Consider the following 22,375-nt stretch of genomic DNA (forward strand, 5'->3'; position numbering starts at 1 on the left):
TCACATCCTCTCCATTAGTCTCTTGCTCTAGCGATAATGTGAATCGGCGTTCCTACAAAACCGAACGCTTCACGTAAACGATTCTTTAAGAAGCGCTCATATGAAAAGTGCATTAATTCTGTATCGTTTACAAACACAACAAATGTTGGTGGTTTTACCGCAACTTGTGTTGCATAGAAGATTTTCAGACGGCTACCATTATGAGTCGGCGTTGGATTCATCGCTACCGCATCCATAATTACATCATTTAATACGTTCGTTTGAATACGGATACTATGACTTTCATTTACTTCATTAATAACTGGTAATAATGTTTGTGTACGTTTTTTCGTTTTCGCAGATAAGAATACAATCGGCGCATACTCTAAAAATTGGAAATGAGCGCGAATGTTTTCTTCAAATGCTTTCATTGTTTTTTCATCTTTTTTCACGGCATCCCATTTGTTTACGACGATAATAACAGCACGTCCTGAATCATGAGCATATCCAGCGATTTTTTTATCTTGTTCAATAATTCCTTCTTCTCCGTCTAAAACGACTAAAACAACGTCAGAACGTTCAATCGCTCTAAGTGCACGAAGTACACTATATTTTTCTGTACTTTCGTATACTTTCCCTTTTTTACGCATACCAGCTGTATCGATGATTACATAATCTTGACCATCTTTGCTATATGGTGTATCAACCGCATCACGTGTCGTTCCCGCTATATTACTTACAATTACACGTTCTTGACCAAGAAGTGCATTTACAAGTGATGATTTCCCTACGTTTGGACGTCCAATTAAAGAGAAACGGATTGTTTCATCGTCATACGCTTCTTCTTCAATCTTTGGAAAATGCTTTGCAGCTTCATCTAACAAATCACCAAGTCCTAAACCGTGTGTACCTGAAATCGGGAATGGCTCGCCAAATCCTAATGCATAGAAATCATAAATATCACTACGCATCTCTGGATTATCAACCTTATTTACCGCAAGTACAATTGGTTTTTTAGAGCGGTATAAAATTTTAGCAACTTCTTCATCTGCTGCAGTTACACCATCTCGACCATTCGTCATAAAAATGATAACATCTGCTTCATCAATCGCTACTTCCGCCTGTTGACGAATTTGTGTCAAAAATGGCTCGTCTCCAATATCAATTCCACCTGTATCAATAATGTTAAACTCATGATTTAACCATTCTCCCGCACTATAAATACGGTCTCGCGTTATACCTGGTATATCTTCTACAATTGAAACTCTTTCTCCAACAATTCTATTGAAAATAGTAGATTTTCCTACGTTCGGGCGGCCTACTATTGCTATTACTGGTTTCGGCATATACTTTCATCCTTTCAACTTGCTTCTGTTTATTATGTAAAAAACCCTTCTTTGTGCAAGAAGGGATTTGCATTCCAGAATAATTCTCAACGTATCAAAACACCTCGTATTATACCACACGTTGCTAATGTTTCACAATAATATATACATTCTCTTGTAAGCGATGCGCAATGCCATCTAAAATAGCTTCTAAATTATTTGCAACAAATTCTAGTTCCTCTGTCGTCTCACAAGTAAACAAAGGAGCACCACCTCCAAATTTCTCTGGTTTCGTTGTAATAACCGCGAGAATAACGCTTTCTAACATCATCTCTTATCTCCCCTTCCTTTCGGGGCTTCCGATGACATATGAACGGCACTCTCTAACGTCGGCACATTCCCTATGACGCCTATCGCTTTCTCTGCATCTTGATCTTGTGGCAAGACAAAGATCCCAACTCTTCCATCCTCTAAATCACGCTTTGCTAACGGTACAAGCGCTGGTGTACCAGAATCTCTATATATCCCTAAAGCAACAGAAACATCGTGCAAAATAGCTTGTCGTTGCCCTAAATTTGCAATTGTAACCATCGCATCAATTGACTTCGGCTTTAGAATAAAACCCATTCCATATTTCATAATTTCCTCTTGTCTTGCTGGCAATCCAATATTCATAATGTAAATATTATCAATATATAGCCCCGCCCCTTCAAAACGAAGCGGAACATGCTCGATTTCAACAAGATCATGTAACCTCTTACCAGACATTAATTTTTTCGCGATAAAAAATGCGATTATAGCCATAATTACTCCAGCAACCCATGAACGGAATCCTATATACGCAAACGTCGTTGCAAACGACGTTAACATCGCCAAATAGTTACGACTTTCAAAAACTAATGCAATTCCTTCAATGTATGTATTTCCACGTGGTACGAGCTCATATCCATCTAATTGTTGGAGTGTATTTCTTTCCATATTACGTACATCACGAAACTGTGTTGCTGCTAACGTAAGAAACGTAATGGCAGAAAAATCTTTTTTCAAAATTGACGGGATCGCAATTGCTCCTAAGGCCGCTGCAATTAACCCCATCGCAATGTGAATAATTTTCCCATGGAGCCTCGTCGGATATTGCCGCGTATCTGTCCGGAGCATTAACACTCTTGTTACTGTCCCCGCTATTACGCCACATAAAATGGCCGGTGTATATTCAGTCATGTATTACCCTCGCCTTTCTTTTACGTGTTTTTCTCTTGAACTGTTCCATATATACTGATGCTTTTGCCATCCAAAACAAAATTGACATGAAAAATGTAGAAACGGCGACGATATCAAAAAACGCTAAACTACCGTAATCGTAAGGAAAATGTAGCTTTCGAAAAATAAGTGTCACTAACATTTCTCCCTGTAACATTCCTATATAAAGAGAACATAATCGTAATATGCGATCCTCGTGTAATAAAACCGATGCATACACAAGAGCACCACTTAACAAAAACAACCTGTCCATCACAATCCAAATCGGATCATATACTTCTAACAAATGAAAACTTGTATATAACATTGCAATAATAAGCGCCGAAAGTAAGCTATATAATTTTTTCCAAATAGAATATAGTGTGATTCCTATAAATGCAACAACTGAAAGTAAAAGTGCATTTACTGATACCGTGAATGAAGCAATCGTTACATGTAACGGAGAGCAAATAATAAAAATCAATATACAGGCGCTTATCTTCCAACGAATAGAGTCCTTTTTCATAAAAAAAGTTACGATAATCCACCCTATCCAAGCTACAAAATAAAAAGTACTCCCTTCCATCATTTCACCTCCTATGTTTTCCATTATGGGAACTTTTTATGAAAGTTAATCCACTTTCTTCGCGCATAGTTTTTTCATATTACAGCAACACTTTTAATAAGGAGGTGCAATTCATTATGGGTAAAGATCGTCAAGAACGAAAATTAAGAGAATCACGCCGCGTTGAATCTGACCGTGACCAATCATTACAATATCCGGGTGCGACTAGGCTTGATACACCAGAGCAAGCTCGAAAACAAAATCAGCACTAATGAATACAAAAAGACGGTTTCGATATTGTACGAAACCGTCTTTTACATAATTATTTCAATTATTTTTACTTATATCAAAATAATATTTTATATATGAATCTTCCTAGGATTCAAATTTATCTCTACCTACTTCCCTTAGCAAAATTAAATCATCTTCAATAATCCAGTAGCATACTATCTACATTTTTCAATCGCAATTTTGACAAGATAACATATATAAGAATAATTTTATTTTACTTCTATTTTGATAGAATATTAATTCCATCCTTCACTTTATATTAATAAAAAGGAACAGAAAACAAAAAAATCAACCAAACGGTTGATTTTTTATCTTCTACTATAATGCGTCGTATCAATACCACGCTGCGTTAACCAATGGTATGTTTCACCCTTTACAACAAGAGGTACAGATTGTAACTCTTCTATCGTCTTCGCACCAAGAGCAGTCATAATAAATTTCAAATCTGTATGTAATAGATCAATTTCATCCACTAACTTCTCGATACCATCTTGCATTAAAATGCGTAAAAAGTATCCAGCAAACGCAGTTGTATTCGCCCCTAATGCGATTGCTTTCGCTACGTCAAGCGCTGTTTGTATACCCCCAGATGCAATAAAAGAGAGGTTATTATTTGTAGAGGTTGCTTCAATAATCGAGGTTGCTGTTTGTATGCCCCAGTTATTAAAATAAGAAAGCATTCGCTGTCTTCTTTCATTTTCAACAGCAGCAAAATTCGTACCACCTTGTCCACCAATATCAATTGCCGTTACACCTATGCTCGCTAACTGTTGCACTGTTTCCTTATTCATCCCAAATCCAACTTCTTTTACAATGACAGGAACTTTACTCTTTAAAACAATTTTCTCAATGCGTTGAAGTACACCAGTAAAGTCACGGTCTCCTTCTGGCATTGTTAACTCCTGTATAACATTTAAATGAATTTGCAATGCATCCGCTTGAATCATATCAATAGCACGCTTTGCCTGTTCGATAGTTGCCTCACTACCTAAATTAGCAAAGAAAGTACCATTTGGGTTTACCTTCCTGATAATCTTAAAAGATGCAGCCTCACTTTCATCTTTTAACGCTGCCATTTGCGAACCTACAGCCATAGCAAGATGATGATGTTTCGCTACATATGCTAATTGCTCATTAATATGTAATGTTTTCTCTCCTCCACCACCAGTCATCGCATTGATAAAAATCGGCGAACTTAGTGAAAGTTCGCCGATTTTTGTTCCACATGTTATTGTGTCATAACTTGAATTTGGCAAGCTTTGATGCACAAAGTCAATATCATGAAAGCCATGCGTACGAGACTGACCAGTAGAAAGAGCGTATTCAATATGATCTAATTTACGTTTTGCCCTTACCACTTGTACCCCTCTTTATTTCTTTAATTTTTTCAGTTGTTCACCGATAATATCACTTAATTGGAAAGTAGCAGAATCAGCATTTGGTTCATACTGACTGTAATCTTCAGTTACATTATTTTCTTCAAGCGCTTCTTTTATACTTAAAGAAATACGTTTCTCTGCTACATGGACTTCAAGTACTTTCACTTTTACTTCTTGTCCCATTTCCAATGCCTCATTTGGATTTTTCACGTGACGATTTGCAATTTGAGATACGTGCACAAGACCTTCAACACCAGGTAAAATTTCAACGAATGCACCGAACGTAACAAGGCGTTTTACTACTCCTTCACGAATATCTCCAGCTTTTATTTCTCCAGCAACATTTTCCCAAGGTCCCGGTTGAGCTGCTTTAATTGATAAAGAAATACGTTGTGTATCAGCATCAACTGATAACACCTTTACTTTTACCTTTTGACCTTGCTCTAATACTTCAGAAGGTTGCTCTACACGTTCGTGTGAAATTTGTGAAATATGAACTAAACCATCCACACCACCAACGTTAACGAAAGCACCAAAATCCGTTAATCGTTGCACTGTTCCTTCAACAACGTCTCCTTCTTTTAATGAAGAAATTGCTTCTTTTTTCTTAGAATCTAGTTCTAATTCTACTACTGCTTTATGCGAAAGAATTACACGGTTTTTTTCGCGGTCTAATTCAACAATTTTCACAGCTAATGTTTTGCCTTTATAGTCAGTAAAATCTTCTACATAATGTACTTCTACAAGTGAAGCTGGGATGAACCCACGAACACCAAGGTCCACAACTAATCCACCATTCACGATATCTTTTACAGTAACATCAAATACATGACCAGAAGTAAATTTCTCTTGTAATTCTACCCATGCTTTTTCTGCATCAACAGCACGTTTAGATAAGACAAGATCATCCTCTTCTAATTTAATAATTTTTAATTCTAGTATTTGATCTAATTCTACCACATCGCTTGCTTTTTCAATATGAACGTTAGCTAATTCACTAATTGGAATTACGCCATCTGTTTTGTATCCAACATTTACAAGCACTTGTTTCTCTTCAACTTTCGTTACAGAACCTGTAACAACGTCACCAACTTGTAATTCTTTTGAATCCATAACTTCTTCATTCATTTTCTCTACCATGGAAATACCTCCCTACAGAATTGACAAAGCATTTTTTATGTATATACGAAATGAAAACAAATGTTTTCATTTGCATGTTTAAGAATTTATCATCACATACTCAGTTTTCATACATTTCACCAGAAAATATATTAAACCTATATAAATAGTATACAGCAAAATCATCTTGAAGAAAGTATGTTTTGAAATATAATAGCGAATATATTCTGAAAGTTTTATCTCTCTTTTACTAACTTCTTACAAATCCGATCATTTGTCAAGGAAAGAGACTCACAATTCACGTATCCTTTACATTTCTATACAAACAAAAAAGAAAGAGGCTATCCCCTTTCTTTATTTCGCAAACACTCCTGAAACAATGCCCATAATTTTTTGGACAACTTCTTCAATTGATAAAGAAGTTGTATCTAATTCCAATGCATCATCAGCTTTTTTCAGAGGAGAAACTTCGCGTTCTGAATCTAATTTATCACGCTGAGCAATTTCTTCTTTTAACTGCTCTAAATTAGAATCGAAACCTTTATTTATATTTTCTAAATGTCTTCTTTCTGCTCTTTCTTCAACAGAGGCAAGCATAAAGATCTTCACTTCAGCATCTGGTAACACATGTGTACCAATATCACGGCCATCCATTACAACGCCGCCTTTTTCCGCTAGCTCTTGTTGACGACGTACCATTTCTTCACGAACAAGGCGATGTTTCGCCACAATAGATACTCGATTCGTCACCTCAGGTGTACGAATTACTTCAGAAACATCTTGTCCATTTAAAAATACAAGTTGTGTATTTTCTCCTTGCTGAAACTCAATATTTACATTCTTTACAACTTCCATTAACTGCTCTTCATTTTCAATATCCACTTTTTGCTCAAGGGCTGCATATGTAATTGTACGATACATTGCCCCCGTATCAATATAAACGTAAGAAAGTTTCTTCGCTACAACTTTCGCGACTGTACTTTTTCCAGCAGCTGCTGGACCATCTATAGCAATTGAAATTTGTTTATCCATTGTAACACCTCATTTTTTCACTTATAAAACAAAACGAAAAGCAGGTATTCTCCTGCTTCTTCTCATTTGCTTCACGTCATTAAATCCTCAATTATTGTAGCATAATCCTTCCTAGAAGAAAATGAAAACTACCTATTCACCTGTAAGATTTCTGTTTTGTTTTTTACCGTGACACCTTCATAATAAACAATTTTAGATAAATATTTCACTGATGACTTATGTATAAATAACAATTGCACAACACAAAGACAAATAAATTGTATTATTAATATACGAATAAAAATTTTCTCCACCTTTTTCAAGGTAATCGCTCCCTTCTATCCCATATTTATATATTTCGTTTCGTGATTTTATACATCGTACATATAGTAGTTAATTTTATTGTCATTTTCGAGGCATACTTTTATACATTTCCATTGTCGAATTTACTCAAAACATGTTATGTTCTAAATGTATTTTTCAACTTGAAAGGGGTATAAGCATTGAAAAGAATCCTAGTTTTACACACAGGTGGAACAATTGCAATGGAGGAAGATAAAGAAACTGGAGTCGTACAACCAGGTGAAAAAAATCCTCTTTTAAAATTTATTCCTGATTTAGAAGGCGATGTTGATTTAATCGTTGAAGATGTGTTCCATCTACCATCTCCTCATATGACACCGAGCGAAATGTTACAATTACAAGTCATCATTGATGAAAGAGTAAAACAAGAAAACATTCATGGCGTAGTCATTACGCATGGTACGGATACATTAGAAGAAACAGCCTATTTCCTAGATTTAACAGTCCAAGCAACTATTCCGATCGTTGTGACTGGCGCAATGCGTTCTAGCAATGAATTAGGTGCTGATGGTCTATATAACTTCTTATCAGCTGTAAAAGTCGCTAGCAGTAGTGAAGCTGCAGAAAAGGGTGTTCTAGTCGTATTAAACGACGAAATTCATTGCGCTACAAATGTAACGAAAACACATACAAGTAATGTAGCAACATTCCAAAGTCCACAGTATGGACCAATTGGCATGGTAACAAAACGTGGTGTTGTATTCCACCATGCTTTAGTACATCACGAAACATATTCAGTAAATAAGGTTTCTAAAAACGTAGTCGTTCTAAAAGCATACGCGGGTATGGACGATACATTGTTAGCAGCCATTGAAAACCTTCCAGTAGACGGGATTGTTATCGAAGCACTTGGACAAGGTAATTTACCTCCAAGAACACTTCCTAGTCTAGAACGATTAATAAACAAAGGAATTCCTGTCGTATTAGTTTCTCGCTGTTTCAACGGCATCGTTCAAGATGTATATTCATATGAAGGCGGCGGCAAACAATTAAAGGATATGGGTATTGTATTCACATACGGTTTAAATGCTCAAAAAGCACGTATTAAATTATTAGTTGCATTAGAGAATACAACTTCTCATGATGCAATCCAAAATATGTTTATGCACAATTAAAAAAGAAGCTGTCGAAGTTTATTTCGACAGCTTCTTTTTACATTTCTCTTGTTACAATGGTTTGCGCAAGCGCATTTCCATGAAATCTACCGTTCTCGATAAATATTTCATTCGCATTATTTCCAGCAGCAATTACACCTGCAATGAAAATATTTTCAGCGTTCGTTTCCATTGTATCCTCTGCATGAATTGGACGCCCTGTTTCTTCATCAATCCGAACACCCATCTTCGTTAAGAAACTATGATCAGGGTGGTAACCAGTCATCGCAAATACAAAATCATTTTGGATTGTATTTTCCTCACCATCAACTGTATACGTTAATGTATGTTCAGTAATTTCTTTCACATGAGCTCCGAAATGCATTTGAATTGTGCCGTTTCGTACTAATGCCTCAAACTCCGGTAAAATCCACGGCTTTATGCTTGGTGAATACTCACTTCCGCGATATAGTACCGTTACACGCGCACCCGCTTTAACAAGTTCTAACGCGGCATCTACACTCGAGTTTTTCCCACCTATAACTACTACATCTCGGTCAAAATAAGGATGCCCCTCTTTAAAATAGTGAGCTACTTTCTTCAGTTCCTCACCTGGAACATTCATATAATTTGGATTGTCATAATATCCAGTTGCTACAACAATGTATTTCGCCATATACATTTCTTTACTTCCGTCACGTTTTGTCGTCTCAACCTTAAAGACTTCTCCATCTTTTTGAACTTTCTCTACTCGTTCAAAAGCATTTACACGTACAGATTTACGCTTTACTACTTCACGATAATACGCAAGCGCTTGATTTCGAACTGGCTTACGGTTTTCTGTAATAAAAGCTACTTCACCAATTTCTAATTTTTCACTAGAAGAGAAAAATGTTTGATGAGTTGGATAATTATAAATGGCATTTACAATGTTTCCTTTTTCAATTACTAACGGATTTATCCCTACCTTTTGCAATGAAATTGCTGCTGCTAATCCGCACGGACCGCCTCCGATTATAATAACTGTTTCTTTCTGCATACTCGTCCACTCCTAGTCTTCTACCTCTGCACTATTTATAAAAACAAGAAAAAACCTACTTACAGCAGTAGGCACCTATCTTTATTGTATTCATTTTTCATATATTTGTCATCTAAACGAAACGTACATCCGATAGACATCTGCTAAAAACTGCTGAAATTTAATACCTTGTTTCCCTAATACATTTTCAGGATCAATCTTTCTAGCTGGGTCAAGTGTTTTATGTGATACGATATCTTTTTTCGGATTCAAGCCGAAGTTTTGACATAAATACGCATGATACCACGTAAAACGTGTATATGCTTCCCAAAAGTTAACATCACCGCCATAACAAAGTTCCACTCCAATAGCAGCCTTATTTGCATCATAACCATATAAGTCATTATCTGTCGGCACACCATATCGAACATGATAAGCAACTTCACTTATGGGGATAATTTCTAATATTGTTTTGTCATCTATAAATGTATGTGCCGAGGCTTTCGGTTGTATCTCATTAAAATAATCCCGATTCCCTATCGCATTGCTACCAGGATTCCCCGTATCATGACTTACAATAAACCTTACTTTAGAGAGAGGAATTCCCGGTCGTGAACTTCCATATCCAATATAATTACGCTCTATAGGAAACATCGCCATTACTACCAACTCCCGCTTCAGAAGATTACCTTACTTCCTTATATATGTATTCGGTAGCAATGTCCTTATAGCATATTTCTTACGCGAAGAGAAAATCGAAAATATTTGATGTGAACACCATAAATAATAAAATACTTACAGCCACTCCATAAAAACCGTAAAACCAAACACAATCTTCTTTCGTATCTAAACCGAAAAATTTGTTTACTGATTGTAATAATGTGCCACGCTTACTTTGCTTGTTTCGCAATACTTCCACTCGTTCTACAACATCCGCTGGCATCATAAATCTTTGGTCTACTGTCATTTTCATCATTTATCTCTCCTTAAAATCATTTCCGTTTTGTTTATCTAAGGAAAGTATAGCACGTTTGTTCGTGTAGAACAAGCGTTCTTTTTCATTTTTATTTTATTTTATTTTTCAGCAAGCCAAGTAAGGATGGAGATTACAACAGCGATAATCGGTCCTACTACAACCACACCAAATATTAAAAACAGTAACCCTTCTCCGAACACCCGAACGATACTTGTTTTTGGAGCTTTCATCGTTTTTGCGAGCTCTCCCTCTAACCTCTTAACCTTTTCTTCTAATTGTTCTACTCGTTCCATTATTTTATCTTCCATATATAACACCTCAATTTAATACTTCAACAAAAAAAAACGTGATTCCTTCGAAAGGAATCACGTTTTTTCGCGCTATAATATTATACCCAACCTCTGAAGCGACTTGCTTCAGCCATTTTACGAACACCGACCATATACGCCGCTAAGCGCATGTTCACTTTACGAACTTGTGCTGTTTCATAAATAGAATCAAATGATCTTACCATTACTTTTTCTAAACGTTGTTCTACTTCTTCTTCAGTCCAGTAGTAACCTTGGTTATTTTGTACCCACTCAAAGTAAGATACTGTTACACCACCAGCACTTGCTAATACGTCTGGAACAAGTAAAATTCCGCGATCTGTTAAGATTTTAGTTGCTTCTAATGTTGTTGGACCGTTTGCAGCTTCAACAACGATTTTCGCTTTAATATTATTAGCATTTTCTTCTGTAATTTGGTTCTCAATTGCAGCTGGAACTAAAATATCGCAATCAAGTTCTAACAATTCTTTATTTGAAATTGTATTATTAAATAATTTTGTTACTGTACCGAAGCTATCACGACGGTCTAATAAATAATCAATATCTAATCCGTTTGGATCATGCAATGCACCGTAAGCATCTGAGATTGCAATAACTTTCGCACCTGCATCATGCATAAATTTAGCTAAGAAGCTACCAGCATTGCCGAATCCTTGAACAACAACGCGCGCACCTTTAATATCAATGTCGCGTTTTTTTGCAGCTTCGCGAATACAAATTGTAACACCTTTCGCCGTTGCTGTTTCACGTCCATGCGATCCACCTAATACAAGTGGCTTACCTGTAATAAATCCTGGTGAATTAAATTCGTCAATACGGCTATACTCATCCATCATCCATGCCATAATTTGAGAGTTTGTGAATACATCTGGAGCTGGAATATCTTTCGTCGGTCCTACGATTTGGCTAATTGCTCGTACATAACCGCGGCTTAATCTTTCTAACTCACGGAATGACATTTCACGTGGGTCACAGATAATTCCACCTTTACCTCCGCCATATGGTAAATCAACAATACCACATTTTAAACTCATCCAGATTGAAAGTGCTTTCACTTCATTTTCTGTTACATTCGGATGGAAGCGAATTCCACCTTTCGTTGGACCAACAGCATCATTATGTTGTGCACGATATCCTGTAAATATTTTAACAGTCCCGTCATCCATACGAACTGGTATTTTCACTGTCATCATACGAATTGGTTCTTTTAATAATTCATATACTTCGTTTGGATAACCCAATTTTTCTAATGCTTCACTAATAACAATTTGTGTCGAATTCAATAGTTCAAAATGTTGTTCCCTTTGTTGTTGTGTTTTTGTTTGAGTTCCCTTTTCGGCTACCATAGTAAGTAAACCCCCTGTAATTTCACTTGTTTAGTAAACCTTCATTGCCTAGTATACACCGTTAAATTTGGAATGCAATAGAAAACGCTAACAAATATATACAAACTATTTTCTATTGCAAGCGTTTTCACTATTATTATAGTCCTTTTATTGCTTTTAGAAAAGTAAAATACTTAAATATTTAAATATTTTTCATTTTACTTACATGCAATACCTTGAAAATATATATATTTAAGTACAATAAAGAATCCTCAAATATTTATGATCCCCTCTATACCGTGGATCGTTTTAAAATTTTCAAATCAACATTTTAGGTTTTCCAAATAAAAAAACAAAACCTTAGCTATGTTATATTAGCTAAGGTTTTGTTTTTTCACAAAGTAATTGTGTATTTGTTCAATTGCTTGAGAAGACATTAATTCTTTACCATACTCCATTAGACGATAAATAGTTGCTGTAGACGGATTACCATATTCCGCTAAAATAGCTATAAAATCTGCCTTCAGTAACTGTATTTGCTCCTCTTCTTCCATCCAAAGATAGAAACGCCCATCCCACGTATATAATTTTCCGCCAGTTACATCAAGGTTATATAAACGATTCGACAGGTTAATTACGTCATCTAGTGTAGCAAACTCATAAAGGATATGCTCACTTTCATCTAGAGTCACTTGCATTTCAATAAACTCGTCACGGAACTCATCATCTGTATCCGCTTCTTGATGTTCTTTCGTTACAATTACGACCATTCCTTGCGCTTGTAGAGAAAATACTTCAACTGCAATCGGACCATCCGCTTCAAATCCTAATTCTTTATTTGCTTCTTGCATCATATCACGAAATAATTGCTGTACTTTCGGTGCATTTCTCCACAAATCTTCTTTCGTTAATCCTCGTTCAGTTAAATCATCAAATGTTAAGAAAATTTTTATCTTATTGTAATTTAATCGTTCCAGCCTCATCTCATACCCTCCCTACGCAACCAATGAATATAATTTTTATTATATGAAATAGAAAATAGATGGTTCTTTTCGAACAACTATTCTAACATTTTTAACCAATCATCCCATTCTTCTTTCGTATCACCAATTAGGCTTGTTTGAATGTTCAACTGATCTCGAGCACCTATTTCTCCTATAACCCCAACAGTAAGGTTCTCATTTTTTTCTCGCAACACATTCACGTAGTTCATTGCGTTCTTAAGTTCTCGTCCGTCATCAAAAGAGATTACTACATATTTAGGTCTTATTTGCTCAACAGCTAACGAAATACTATCTTCCGCTAAGCTTACCCTAATATATATCACCTCATATCCTTTTAATCGTAAATACGTTGAGAAAACAAACCCTCTCAACATATTACTTTCTAACACGACAACTTTGTGTATAGAAGAAAACGATGATGCATTATGATACACCATCCCTAGACGCGTTTGTAAAAATGATACGACATATTGGAATTGCACCATTGTAACTTCATTATTATTTTTTAATATTAACAATTTATTTGACACTTGAAGAACAATATTTGCGATAACTTTTTCTGTTGCATAAATACTAAAAGCCTCGTTTAACAATGCAGAAGTTGTAATTTCATCAAATTTTAACAAAGCTTGTAGTAAATCGTCCACTAAAACAACTTCTCTATTGGAATGTATTTCATTTTGAACATTACTTTGCAAACGATTCCCTTCTAATAATTGAACTGCTTGTCCAATCATCATACCGGAAGAAACCTTGTCCATTAACCATTTCAAAATTTGAATATGCTCTTCTGTATATAATCGATGCCCCGCATGATTCCGCTTTGGGGCAATAATTTGATATCGTCTTTCCCATGCACGAAGTGTGCTCGGCTGAATTCCAATTATATTCGAAACAGCTTTTATGTTATATTTTCCGTTTAGAGTTGGCATCATCTCCCTCCGCATAACGTTATAATATGTGTTTGAGCAGGTGCTCGGAAGCGAAGTGGAATCAACGTTGTTCCATACCCATTACTAACAAAAAGAGTCACATTTGAATGCTTATATACGCCACCTTTTAAATATTTTTTAGATGGGAATAATCGGATTTGCCCTCCATGTGTATGTCCACTTAACACAAGTGAAATTTGTTCTTTTCCAGACATTTTATTTATAATATCAGGGTTGTGGCTAATTAATATGCGAAAACCATCTTCTTTACAATCAGCCAACGCTAAATCTAAACGATCACGTTCCAAACCAACATCATCTACACCGAGCAAACAAATTTTCTCTCCTAATTCAGACTCAAATACAACTCTTGTATTATCTAAAACTTTCACATTATTTTCTAATAACAAAGCATCTAACTCATGATATTCAATCTCATAATCATTATTTCCCCATACAAAATATACAGGAGCTATCGTTCTTAACTTTTGTATATTTGCAGAGATTTTTGATAAAGGGACACCTCTTTCCGCTAAATCACCACCAATAATTACAAGATCTACTCTTCCTTTTACTTGTTCAATTAACGAATTTGAAATGATCCTTCTATGAATATCAGATATAAAAAATACATTTACTTTTTGAAAACTTTTCGGAAATTCTTCAAATGTTAAAGTATGTTCTAGCACCGTATCACGCATTGCTTCTGTATACATTACAAGAAGAAATATAATACCAATACATATGAGAGTACTTAATAAGATAATCCATATCATATATTTTTTTACTCCCCTCCTCATAAAGAGAATCCTCAGTTTTTATAGTAAGTATTTTACTAACTCTCTTGCTTTGTGGACTTATCTTTTATCGGAATTTTTAATTCTTGACCTACATTCACTTCATTTTCTTGTAAATGATTATACTTTTTAATCACTTCGATCCCAGTTTCATCTGAAAAATATTGCTTCGCTATACTTTCTAAAGTTTCTCCCTCTTTCACCGTATGCGTGACGACTTTCTCAGATGGTGCCTCGGACTCAGATTTAGCTGAATCAAAGAAAATGACCTCAAATGCACTTTTTCCAGCGTTATTACCATCGCTTTTCACCTGAATATATTTATCTGTATACCATAAGATACTAATTGGTAGTAATATGAATAGAAATGTTAAAACTCGGACGAAAATATGATTCATTTTAAACTTTTGTTTTTTCTCTTTATTTCTATGAATTTCACTACGCGGCGGTAAACCTTCTTTTTCTTCCACTCGCTCAACTTCTAATTCCTCTTCAAAATCAGGAATTCGTTTTCTCATGTTGTTCACCACCACCTTCCATTTATTTTCTTAATTGGAGTCCCATTATAAAATCAACAAGAAAGTGTGCAAAGATTGTTATAAACAAATTTCCTGTCCATTCAAATACATAACCAAAGACAAAACTAATGAAACAGACGAAACAAAACAAAAATGGCTTTTTTATATACCGAATATGTAACACTGCAAATACTAAACTCGCTATTACAATTCCAAAGTGCGTCTGCACTACACCTCTAAATAAAAATTCTTCTGCAAAGCCGATAATGAACGTAATAACGAGTAGATGCATAACTGACATCCCTTGAAACATCCTATCGTTAATACCACCATCATCAAACCAAGACTCTGGAAATACTCGCATTGCAACATAATCTAATAACACAATACCACTCGCTAACAAGCCACCTATTATAAGTATAGACACCGGTTCCCATTTCCACAGACTATACACCAATTTTATATCTCGGAATAGTATATATGCTAGTAAACAACCAATACCGATAATAATGAACTGTGTAATATACAGATTCAGCCTTATTTCTTTCGGACTCATATCTTCAATATTATGCCTTTGAATGTTCATCATTCCCCCATCTTTTCTAGACCGAAAAGCTTTTGTAACTCTGTTTCCCAATTATAGTCGAAATCCGATTGTTGCGCTTGTCTTTTTTTATAATCTGTTTTTGTAATATGACAATAGTCGCAGCAATTCTTTAACTCGCCCTCTTTTCTATAACCGAACTGTTGCAGCAAATATTCACGTCTACATCCTTTCACTTGTATCCACGATTTCATGTTTTCTAGCTCACTATATTTATTACGTAGCCTTATTTCCACTTCAGCTATTAATCTGTTCATAATTTCATCTGACAAGCTCTCTAATATTAATTTTCGCTGTTGTATGATTCCAAGCTGTTCAAGATGATAGCGGATGAAACGCCAATATTGTTCATTAAATCTTGCTGCATTATAACAAATTTCTTCTACCTCTTCTATTGGTAATTCTTTCGTTTGAAACATTCTTTCTTGTAGTAAAGAAAATAAAAATTGTATTTGTGACTGACTTGGCAATTCATCTTCAATTATTGAAATTGGCAAATCGTGATCTAACGGACTACATAGTAAGATAGCTATACTCGGTTCACCATCTCTTCCAGCTCTTCCGATTTCTTGTAAATAAGAAGCGATATTAGTCGGGTAATGGAAATGAATAATATATCTCGTATTCGACTTATTTACTCCCATACCAAAAGCACTTGTACATATTACAAGCTGCAACTGGTCATTCATAAACTGCTGTTGAATTAACATACGCTCTTCATGTTCCATACCACCATGATAGAAAGCGACACCAGTAACGCCTTTTCCTCTTAAATATTCCGTTAAACGTTCTGTCCACGCTCGGCTTGAACAATATACAATCCCTGGGCCTTGTAAATACATTACCTGTTCCAAAAGCGCTTCTTTCTTCTCTTCTATCGTCGTAACAAATTGTACTTCCATTGCAATATTTGGACGATCAATAGAGTATACATGCTGCGCCACATTCTCCAAATTTAAACTCTCTGCTATATCTCGGAGTACGTCTTTCGTCGCTGTTGCCGTTAATGCTAGCACCGTAGGAGACCCGATATTCTCAATGACTACATTTAATTTTTTATAATCTGGTCTAAAATCATAACCCCATTGCGAAATACAATGAGCTTCATCCACAACAAATAATGAAATATGAACTTTCTTCAATTCTCTTATTAACAATTCCGACTGCAACATCTCTGGTGAAACAAAAATAAATTTATATGAAGCTAATCTTTTCATCGCTTCTCTTTTTTCATGTAATGTCCGAAAACTATTAAATGCTATCACTCGGTTTTTCACAATATATTTTAATTGTGTAACCTGATCTTCCATCAAAGATAATAATGGTGATACAACAAGTACTGTCCCTTCTTGCATTAGCCCTGGAAGCTGATAACACATAGACTTCCCTCTTCCGGTCGGAAGCATCGCTATAACATCTTTTCCTTCCAATAAATCTGTAATTACCCCTTTTTGACCTGGACGAAATTCAGAATATCCAAACCACCTATATAAATATTCCTCAAGTTTCATTTATACCCTCCATCCGCGCCAATACAAGACGAACTTCAAAATAAGAGATATCCTCTCCAACCGCTTGTTTCAACTCACGCAACTTACGTGTTTGTAATGCATCAATTACTTCTGTTACTTTATCTATTTTGTCTTTTTCCATAAACATCTCGATAGAAAAATCTCTTTCTCTCAAAGCAATTTCAACAAAATGATCCTCTATCGTTGCAACCTTTAAATTTCTAATTGTCGCTATTTCCTCTAATGAGCGCCCTTGCCTCCAAAAATTATATGTTTTTTTCGTTGATAAACTAAATAATTCAGCTCTCTCATTCGGATAAGAAATAATCTCAGCTAATAACGGAAATTCATTTCCTTTATCGCGAACTTCTTGTATAAGGAAATGAATTGCACCCCAAAATAAAAAGTACACCCTGAATATATCTTGTTTCGTAATTTCCGCTAACTGCTGCAATGTACAACCGATACGTTCATATCCTGTTAATCTATATGTTACAATCGTCGCTTCTACCACATCACATTTCCCTAAAAGATTATGTATTTCTTTCCATAATCTTTTCGCCAATTCATTTCGCCTATACGGCATACCTGTTAAAAAGCGTTTCACCCACATCATTATTTCTGTATCTTGTTGAATAGGAATAAACTTCGTATTATTCTGTTGTAAATTAGATATAGTTTGAATAATTAAAGATAATCTTTTCCAAAATGTTTCACCTAATTCACCATAGTGCAAACCATGTAAATGCGCTGGAAAAGCATACACTCCCTCCCATGTATGCAACTGCATTTTACCTTTAGGTGTTAACAAATATGTATTTCCATGTATTTCTTGAATCAAATCTGCTTGCAACAACTTTGCAACTTCACGATCATATTCAATTCTATTTAATGATTTATATATTCCAAACAAAAAAGAAACCTGAAACATATTTCCATCTTGTAATGTTTGCGAAGATCGTTTTCCCTTTAATAAATAATAAATAGAAGAAACGGTCCTTTCACCATTCAATTGTTTTAAACAATACAATAAAGTATATTGTAGTTGCATTCCCGCTTCCACCTTTCAATCTAACTTAATTGCTTTTTGGTATGATTGCACTAACTTATCATATCGGCAAAATATACTTGTATATATTCTATTGTACCAAACGAAATAACATTTACGTATTTTGAAAATCTTATGACATAATGCAAAAATTAGTTGACACCCTAATTGATAAGCATTATCATTATAATTTTATGTTGAAAAGTTTTAAAAACCGTTTTACAATAAGGTTATAATTTTTATGGCGAGCTTTTCACATACATATTATCAGGAGGGAAAAAAGATGGCAAAATATACAATCGTTGATAAAGATACTTGTATTGCATGTGGTGCTTGTGGCGCTGCTGCACCAGACATTTATGACTATGATGATGAAGGTATTGCATTCGTAACATTAGACGATAACCAAGGTATCGTTGAAATTCCAGATGTATTACTTGAAGATATGATGGATGCATTCGAAGGTTGTCCAACTGACTCAATTAAAGTTGCTGACGAATCATTTGACGGCGATGCTTTAAAATTCGAATAGTCTTTTATTAACTTCAAAAAATGTCCCTCATATTAATGAGGGACATTTTTTGTTTTCATGATACTTATAAAAAAACCATTAGTAGTTCCATACTACTAATGGTTTTTTTGCCCTCGCTATTTGCCGGGCAGCCCGATTGGTGAGGGCTAATAATCAGCAGGGGATGAACACCCCCACTGATTAAAGTTTCACTTTATATTTTATGCATTTTTCATTTTTGCAAACATCCATACTTTCAAGCGTGAGAATAACGCTACAAATACAATTGTCACAACAATCCCTTTAATCAAATTAAACGGTAAGATTGCCGTTACAACCGTTGTTCTTATAGCCTCACTAGACATAGCTGGCGAATTTAAAAACCAAGTGTAAGCTGGGAATATGATGATGTAATTTAATACACTCATAATAAGCGCCATTGTAATTGTCCCTAGCATTAATCCTGTCGTTAAACTCTTAACAGTACGATACTTCCTAAATAAGAAAGCTGCCGGTCCAATAAATAAACATCCTGCAATAAAGTTAGCTATTTCTCCAACTGGTACTCCCGTTAAACTTCCCTGAATCCCGTAATGTAAAATATTCTTTATCGCCTCTACAATTACTCCCGCAATTGGTCCGAAGATAATCGCTGCAATTAGAGCCGGTACATCACTAAAATCAATTTTTAAGAATGGCGGAAGCCCTGGGAACGGGAAATCCAACATCATCAGTAAATATGCAATACTACTTAGCATCGCTACACTCACCATCTGCACTACACTGTTTTTTTGTTTCATCTTTCTCTCTCCTTTTCCATCGATCATCTCATGGAAAGTGGAAAGGTTCTGCTATGCCTACTTTTTCATAGAACGAAAAAACCCTTTGTGTTTTACACAAAGGGAGAATTTAAGGCACATCAAACAGACGTTCAAATCCATATCTTTTTTGAACGCTTGAACCTCCATCTTCTCCCATCCAGACTATACTGTCGGCTTTGGAATCACACCAAATCCTGCCTTAACGGCTCGCGGGCTTAGAACAAAATCACATATAGTTCATCACCGCCGGTCGGGATTTTCACCCTGCCCCGAAGATAGACCGATATTCTATTTTCCACTTCATTATACAACAACATGATTGGATTGTGAACAAAAAAATCGTAACTTATTAAAAATAAGTTATTAATTTTACATAATCAAAACCATTCATTATATTTTACAATACACCCCATATTTTTTAGCATTCGGCATTTCTCCTATAAATCCCCTAGTCATATATAATTAAAAGTGATAAGATGTTGAATTGTTAAGATAAGAACATTTTCTGGATTATGGAGGAAATGTCATGAAGAAAGAAAAGAGACACTCTATTCGAGAAACAATGAAAAAAAACTTAAGAAAAGAATACTTTTACTTAAAAAAAGAATTACTTTTCTACTGTCCAATTGATTTAGGCACATTCTCAAGCGAGACATACTATGCTACTTTCGACGAAGATGGCATCAGTATTTATCAGTATGATAAAAAAACAGAGAGTAAATTAAAATTGTGTGAGCGTCATCCGTGGAAAAGTTGGAATAAAGTGAAGGTGGATCATTATTTAACAACTTCTCAATTTATTTTTCAAGGGAAGCGAAACTGGATATTATCCCTTTTCCAAAAAGGAAAAGAAGCTCAAAAAATAATCGAAGAGCATACATCTTTACAAACTGAAGTTGTTTCCCGCTCTTTCTTAAAAAAGCTTCCAGGTTTCCGTTCTAATGCGCCGTTGAATAAATACATCGGCAGCATTTGCTACACTGCACTTATTGCATTTTTATTAAAATGGATGATTCCATTTCAAGCACCACAAATCGCCCTGTACTCCATTTCAATTGGTTGTATGCTCCTTGGTCTACTTTGTTTGACAATCGGTTTAATTGAACCGACTATTGTACTTTTTCGAACAAACGAAAAAACCAGAACAAAGGTATTTTACTTATATAGCTACTTAGCTATTTCTGGATTTATATGTGTCTTTATTTTTTGGTAAAAAAAAGAGCTAGTTAAACTAGCTCTTTTTTTACTTTACGTATAATTGTTGATTTGGATAAATCAGCTCTTGCTGCAGCCCATTTTTTTCTTTAATTTCCTTAACAGACATGCTAAATTTCCGTGCAATGCTAACTAAAGTGTCCCCTTTTTGAACGACATATAACGATGAAGAAACGACTTCGTTTCTTTGTTCATGTAAAACAAGCAATGGATTCATCGCATTCTTTTTTCCCATCGTCCATCTTCCTTGATGAACTTCTAAATGTAAGTGTGCACCTCGAGATTCTCCTGTATTCCCTACTTCTCCAATTATTTCTCCTTTTGAAATATAATCCCCTTGAACTACATATCTCTTATTTAAATGTGCATACACAGCCTCATATTCTCCATGTTTAATAAATACAACATTTCCATAACTACTTGAATAATAAGACTTCGTTACCTTACCATCTTGAATAGCTGCCACCGCCGCGCCGATCGGTGCCGCTATATCTATACCGTAGTGTTTTCCATGCCTTGTCCCAAAATAATCACTTATCTGCCCTTCAACAGGCCATGTCCACCGGTTTCCCTCTGCGTACACATGTAATTGAGATAAAAACAATATAGTCAATAACATGACGCCGTATTTTAAACCTTTCATATACATCCTCCGTTTTCTAATTACCACCATACCTTCTCTATTTTGGTATATTACAGAAAAAAGTATACAAAAAAAGAAAGTGGATCACTCCACTTCCTTCTCTTTCTTATCACGAAAAACGATTGCACTGCGATTATACTCCACATCTTTTACTTGTACTCGAGCGTTTATTACTCTAGCTACTGCAAACAAATAATCAGATAATCTATTTACATACTTTAGAACAACTTCGTTTATTTCCCCTTCTTTTTGTAAGGACACTATACATCGTTCTGCTCGCCTTACAACTGTACGTGCAATATGAATAGCAGCTGCCGACTCGCTTCCACCTGGTAAAATAAAGCGCTCTAATGGCGGTGCTTCTTCTATATACGAATCAATCCTTTTTTCTAAGCATTCGACCATTTCGATTTTTACTTTATAAGGAATTTTCCCCGATACTATCGCCAAGTCTCCTCCGCAATCAAATAGTTCATGTTGAATATTTTCAAGTTCATTGTAAATATCTCCAAAAGACTCGCCTTGAAGCTTAGTCATCGCATATCCAATATGTGAATTCGCCTCATCTATCGTTCCATATGCTTCCACTCGGATATCATCTTTATCCACTCTGCCACCTATTACACTTGTTGTCCCTTTATCTCCTGTTTTTGTGTATAATTTCATTGCTTTACGACACCCCTCTTATTCTTCATTCAACTACGATAAAAAAGTTCTACTATTATTTATTTAATTGATTTTACAAAAAAATAAAAAAC

General features: G+C 35.3%; 27 protein-coding genes and 1 riboswitch. Of the genes, 4 read left to right on the top strand and 23 right to left on the bottom strand.

The window, feature by feature from the left end; genetic code table 11:
* Positions 1-14 precede the first annotated feature (14 nt).
* The 4 genes from der to DN390_RS25450 all read right to left on the bottom strand — a co-directional run bounded on the left by der (position 15) and on the right by DN390_RS25450 (position 3,129).
* Positions 15-1,325, bottom strand: a complete 1,311-nt coding sequence (gene der / locus DN390_RS25435) for a ribosome biogenesis GTPase Der (RefSeq protein WP_060630177.1) — start codon at positions 1,323-1,325, stop codon at positions 15-17.
* A gap of 124 nt (positions 1,326-1,449) precedes the next feature.
* Positions 1,450-1,635: a capping complex subunit for YIEGIA gene (locus DN390_RS25440; RefSeq protein WP_060630176.1), complete on the bottom strand. Its 186-nt coding sequence runs from the start codon at positions 1,633-1,635 to the stop codon at positions 1,450-1,452.
* Complete coding sequence (locus tag DN390_RS25445; RefSeq protein WP_060630175.1) at positions 1,632-2,525, bottom strand: YIEGIA family protein; 894 nt, start codon at positions 2,523-2,525, stop codon at positions 1,632-1,634. Before DN390_RS25445 ends, DN390_RS25440 begins: the two co-directional genes overlap by 4 nt.
* Positions 2,518-3,129, bottom strand: coding sequence for a YphA family membrane protein (locus tag DN390_RS25450; RefSeq protein ID WP_060630174.1), 612 nt, complete (start codon positions 3,127-3,129; stop codon positions 2,518-2,520). The genes DN390_RS25445 and DN390_RS25450 overlap by 8 nt, the downstream gene beginning before the upstream one ends.
* 116 nt (positions 3,130-3,245) lie before the next feature.
* Between DN390_RS25450 and DN390_RS25455 the strand changes: the two genes are divergently transcribed.
* Positions 3,246-3,380 carry a YpzI family protein gene (locus DN390_RS25455; protein WP_147808806.1) on the top strand — a complete coding sequence of 45 codons (135 nt, stop codon included), beginning with the start codon at positions 3,246-3,248 and terminating at the stop codon, positions 3,378-3,380.
* 327 nt (positions 3,381-3,707) lie between these two features.
* Here DN390_RS25455 and DN390_RS25460 read toward each other — a convergent pair whose 3' ends face one another.
* The 4 genes from DN390_RS25460 to DN390_RS30830 form a co-directional block, all read right to left on the bottom strand.
* Positions 3,708-4,757 carry a type 2 isopentenyl-diphosphate Delta-isomerase gene (locus DN390_RS25460; protein ID WP_147808807.1) on the bottom strand — a complete coding sequence of 350 codons (1,050 nt, stop codon included), beginning with the start codon at positions 4,755-4,757 and terminating at the stop codon, positions 3,708-3,710.
* Positions 4,758-4,769: 12 nt separating this feature from the next.
* Positions 4,770-5,918, bottom strand: a complete 1,149-nt coding sequence (gene rpsA, locus DN390_RS25465; RefSeq protein ID WP_063224167.1) for a 30S ribosomal protein S1 — start codon at positions 5,916-5,918, stop codon at positions 4,770-4,772.
* 333 nt (positions 5,919-6,251) lie between these two features.
* On the bottom strand, positions 6,252-6,929 hold the full coding sequence (gene cmk, locus DN390_RS25470) for a (d)CMP kinase (RefSeq protein ID WP_060630171.1): 678 nt from the start codon (positions 6,927-6,929) through the stop codon (positions 6,252-6,254).
* Between the two features lie 128 nt (positions 6,930-7,057).
* Positions 7,058-7,231, bottom strand: coding sequence for a YpfB family protein (locus DN390_RS30830; RefSeq protein WP_060630170.1), 174 nt, complete (start codon positions 7,229-7,231; stop codon positions 7,058-7,060).
* A 180-nt stretch (positions 7,232-7,411) separates the two neighbouring features.
* On the opposite strand from DN390_RS30830, the gene ansA reads away from it, so the two are divergent.
* Entirely contained in the window at positions 7,412-8,386 is a 975-nt protein-coding gene (gene ansA / locus DN390_RS25475) for an asparaginase (RefSeq protein ID WP_147808808.1), read from the top strand.
* A gap of 37 nt (positions 8,387-8,423) precedes the next feature.
* Here ansA and DN390_RS25480 read toward each other — a convergent pair whose 3' ends face one another.
* The 12 genes from DN390_RS25480 to DN390_RS25535 all read right to left on the bottom strand — a co-directional run bounded on the left by DN390_RS25480 (position 8,424) and on the right by DN390_RS25535 (position 18,430).
* Positions 8,424-9,404 (bottom strand): YpdA family putative bacillithiol disulfide reductase, encoded by a 981-nt coding sequence (locus DN390_RS25480; protein WP_060630169.1) that lies wholly within the window; start codon positions 9,402-9,404, stop codon positions 8,424-8,426.
* Between the two features lie 108 nt (positions 9,405-9,512).
* Complete coding sequence (locus DN390_RS25485) at positions 9,513-10,043, bottom strand: peptidoglycan recognition protein family protein (protein ID WP_001240646.1); 531 nt, start codon at positions 10,041-10,043, stop codon at positions 9,513-9,515.
* A gap of 79 nt (positions 10,044-10,122) precedes the next feature.
* Positions 10,123-10,359, bottom strand: coding sequence for a DUF3961 domain-containing protein (locus DN390_RS25490; protein WP_001983018.1), 237 nt, complete (start codon positions 10,357-10,359; stop codon positions 10,123-10,125).
* A 98-nt stretch (positions 10,360-10,457) separates the two neighbouring features.
* Positions 10,458-10,667: a hypothetical protein gene (locus DN390_RS25495; RefSeq protein ID WP_147808809.1), complete on the bottom strand. Its 210-nt coding sequence runs from the start codon at positions 10,665-10,667 to the stop codon at positions 10,458-10,460.
* Positions 10,668-10,747: 80 nt separating this feature from the next.
* Entirely contained in the window at positions 10,748-12,034 is a 1,287-nt protein-coding gene (gene gudB, locus DN390_RS25500) for an NAD-specific glutamate dehydrogenase (protein WP_000225171.1), read from the bottom strand.
* Positions 12,035-12,387: 353 nt separating this feature from the next.
* Positions 12,388-12,996 carry a genetic competence negative regulator gene (locus DN390_RS25505; protein WP_060630167.1) on the bottom strand — a complete coding sequence of 203 codons (609 nt, stop codon included), beginning with the start codon at positions 12,994-12,996 and terminating at the stop codon, positions 12,388-12,390.
* Between the two features lie 77 nt (positions 12,997-13,073).
* Positions 13,074-13,949 carry a MerR family transcriptional regulator gene (locus DN390_RS25510; RefSeq protein ID WP_147808810.1) on the bottom strand — a complete coding sequence of 292 codons (876 nt, stop codon included), beginning with the start codon at positions 13,947-13,949 and terminating at the stop codon, positions 13,074-13,076.
* Positions 13,949-14,725 (bottom strand): metallophosphoesterase, encoded by a 777-nt coding sequence (locus tag DN390_RS25515; protein WP_060630165.1) that lies wholly within the window; start codon positions 14,723-14,725, stop codon positions 13,949-13,951. The genes DN390_RS25510 and DN390_RS25515 overlap by 1 nt, the downstream gene beginning before the upstream one ends.
* A 59-nt stretch (positions 14,726-14,784) precedes the next feature.
* Entirely contained in the window at positions 14,785-15,264 is a 480-nt protein-coding gene (locus tag DN390_RS25520; protein WP_060630164.1) for a LysM peptidoglycan-binding domain-containing protein, read from the bottom strand.
* A 22-nt stretch (positions 15,265-15,286) separates the two neighbouring features.
* Positions 15,287-15,850: a CPBP family intramembrane glutamic endopeptidase gene (locus DN390_RS25525; protein WP_097949104.1), complete on the bottom strand. Its 564-nt coding sequence runs from the start codon at positions 15,848-15,850 to the stop codon at positions 15,287-15,289.
* Positions 15,850-17,379: a RecQ family ATP-dependent DNA helicase gene (locus DN390_RS25530; protein WP_097949105.1), complete on the bottom strand. Its 1,530-nt coding sequence runs from the start codon at positions 17,377-17,379 to the stop codon at positions 15,850-15,852. Before DN390_RS25530 ends, DN390_RS25525 begins: the two co-directional genes overlap by 1 nt.
* Positions 17,369-18,430, bottom strand: coding sequence for a YpbB family protein (locus tag DN390_RS25535; protein WP_147808811.1), 1,062 nt, complete (start codon positions 18,428-18,430; stop codon positions 17,369-17,371). The genes DN390_RS25530 and DN390_RS25535 overlap by 11 nt, the downstream gene beginning before the upstream one ends.
* A gap of 280 nt (positions 18,431-18,710) precedes the next feature.
* Here DN390_RS25535 and DN390_RS25540 point away from each other — a divergent pair, with 280 nt between their 5' ends.
* A complete protein-coding gene (locus tag DN390_RS25540; RefSeq protein WP_001151996.1) occupies positions 18,711-18,959 on the top strand; it encodes a ferredoxin in 249 nt (82 codons plus the stop codon).
* Between the two features lie 200 nt (positions 18,960-19,159).
* Here the strand turns inward: DN390_RS25540 and DN390_RS25545 are convergent, their stop codons facing one another.
* The gene (locus tag DN390_RS25545) at positions 19,160-19,738 is read right to left on the bottom strand and encodes an ECF transporter S component (protein WP_060630160.1); all 579 of its coding nucleotides are present in this window, start codon (positions 19,736-19,738) and stop codon (positions 19,160-19,162) included.
* Positions 19,739-19,900: 162 nt separating this feature from the next.
* Positions 19,901-20,040, bottom strand: a riboswitch (FMN riboswitch).
* 245 nt (positions 20,041-20,285) lie between these two features.
* Here DN390_RS25545 and DN390_RS25550 point away from each other — a divergent pair.
* Positions 20,286-20,972, top strand: a complete 687-nt coding sequence (locus DN390_RS25550; protein ID WP_060630159.1) for a hypothetical protein — start codon at positions 20,286-20,288, stop codon at positions 20,970-20,972.
* Between the two features lie 30 nt (positions 20,973-21,002).
* On the opposite strand, the gene DN390_RS25555 is transcribed toward DN390_RS25550, so the two are convergent.
* Positions 21,003-21,617 (bottom strand): peptidoglycan DD-metalloendopeptidase family protein, encoded by a 615-nt coding sequence (locus DN390_RS25555; protein ID WP_147808812.1) that lies wholly within the window; start codon positions 21,615-21,617, stop codon positions 21,003-21,005.
* Between the two features lie 84 nt (positions 21,618-21,701).
* On the bottom strand, positions 21,702-22,283 hold the full coding sequence (locus DN390_RS25560; protein ID WP_147808813.1) for a cob(I)yrinic acid a,c-diamide adenosyltransferase: 582 nt from the start codon (positions 22,281-22,283) through the stop codon (positions 21,702-21,704).
* Positions 22,284-22,375 lie beyond the last annotated feature (92 nt).

The organism is Bacillus sp. SH7-1, from assembly GCF_008042405.1.
In the GTDB taxonomy this organism is placed as follows: Bacteria; Bacillota; Bacilli; order Bacillales; family Bacillaceae_G; genus Bacillus_A; species Bacillus_A thuringiensis_N.